We start from the raw sequence: 1,889 nt of genomic DNA on the forward strand, positions 1-1,889 counted from the left end.
ACCGAACTCGACGTCGAAATCCCCATCCGAGCAATCTTCGACGCCCCCACCGTCACCCAACTCGCCCAATGGATCGCGACGCATGCCCGCGACCAGATGCGGCCGCCCCTGATGCCGCGGCAACGGCCGCCGCGATTGCCGTTGTCGTTCGCACAGACCCGACTGTGGTTCATCTACAAATACGAGGGTCCCTCGGCGACCTACAACATCCCGTTGGCGATCCGGTTCACCGGCGGGCTGGATACGGCGGCATTGACCGCGGCGATCGGCGATGTAGTGACCCGCCACGAGAGCCTGCGCACGGTGTTCGCTGAGGCCGACGGAACCCCGTGGCAACAGATTTTGCCCGCCGAGACAGTGGCCTCGCCGGTGGTCGCCCGCGAGGTGTCCGACCGGCAAGAATTGGCCGCAGCGGTGGCTGCAGCCGCCGAACACCGGTTCGACCTGGCGACGCAGATCCCGATCCGGGCCACCCTCCTTCGGGTTTCAGCGACCGAGCATCTGGTGGTGTTGGTCATCCATCACATCGCCGGGGACGGGGCATCGGTTGTGCCGCTCGCGAGGGATTTGGCCGCGGCATACGCCGCGCGGCGCGCTGGGCGGCTTCCGACTTGGACACCGCTCCCGGTGCAGTACGCGGACTACACCCTTTGGCAGCGAGAAGTCCTCGGCCGCGAGGACGACCCCGACAGCGTCCTGTCCCGGCAGTTGGCGTACTGGCGCCGTGAGCTGTCGGGGGCGCCAGAACGGATCTCGTTGCCGTTCGACCGGCCTCGTCCACCGAAGCGGTCGTTTCGGGGGGAGATCGTGGCGTTCGCGATCGACCCGCCGCTGCGGAACCGGATCGAGCAACTGGCGCGCCAGACCGGGACGACCACGTCGATGGTGCTACAGGCGGCGTTGTCCGTGCTGTTGCGCAAGCTCGGCGCCGGTGACGACCTGACAATCGGAGGGCCGATCGCCGGGCGCACCGACGACGCACTGACCGACCTGATCGGGTTCTTCGCCAACACGTGGGTGCTGCGGGTGGCGACCTCGGGCAATCCGCCGTTTGGGCAGCTCCTCCAGCAGGTAGCCAGCAAGGCACTGGCCGCCTACGAAAATCAAGACGCTCCCTTCGAGCGGCTGGTCGACTCGCTCAACCTATCCCGCTCCACCGCGAATCACCCGCTGTTTCAGGTGTCGCTCGCGCTGCAGAACAACCCGCTGCCGACGGTCGAATTCCCCGGGCTTGGCGTCGACGTGCTTCCTGCTTCCACCCACACTGCGAAGTTCGACCTGTCCATCAACCTCTTCGAACTTCCGCCCACGCCGGGAGAACCACAACCGATCCCGGGAACCATCGAATACGCCACCGACCTTTTCAACCACGAGACCGTCGAGAAGTTCGCCAACCACTACCTACGGGTCCTCGACGCGGTCTCGGTTGATCCGGAGCGGCGGATCGATCAGATCGAGATCATCGATGCGGTCGAACGCGACCAGGTCGTGAACCGGTGGAACGACACCGCCACCCCAATACCGCGCGGCAGCGTGCCAGAACTGTTCGCCGCCCAAGCCGCCCGCACACCCCAGGCGCTCGCAGTCGAAGACGACGACGAGACCCTGACCTATCACCAACTCGACGCTCGGGCAAACCATCTCGCCGCCCAGCTGACCACCTATGGAGCCCGACCCGAAACCATCGTCGCGGTCGCACTGCCCCGCTCCACCCGATTGGTCACCGCGCTGCTGGCCATCTCCAAAACCGGCGCGGCCTACCTGCCTATCGACCCGAACTACCCCAGCGAACGCACCACATACATGCTCACCGACGCCGCCCCCGATCACCTCGAGCTGGCGAAACGGGTTTGGTCGCAATGGCATTCGTTGGCGTTCGTGGTGCGTTG

1 protein-coding gene is annotated in these 1,889 nt (G+C 65.9%); it reads left to right on the top strand.

What is annotated here, in order from left to right:
* On the top strand, nt 1–1,889 hold a 1,889-nt coding region (locus A5744_RS05895; RefSeq protein WP_139331250.1), incomplete at both ends, for a condensation domain-containing protein.

Origin of the sequence: Mycobacterium sp. IS-1264 (assembly GCF_001954195.1) — a bacterium.
Classification (GTDB): Bacteria; Actinomycetota; Actinomycetes; order Mycobacteriales; family Mycobacteriaceae; genus Mycobacterium.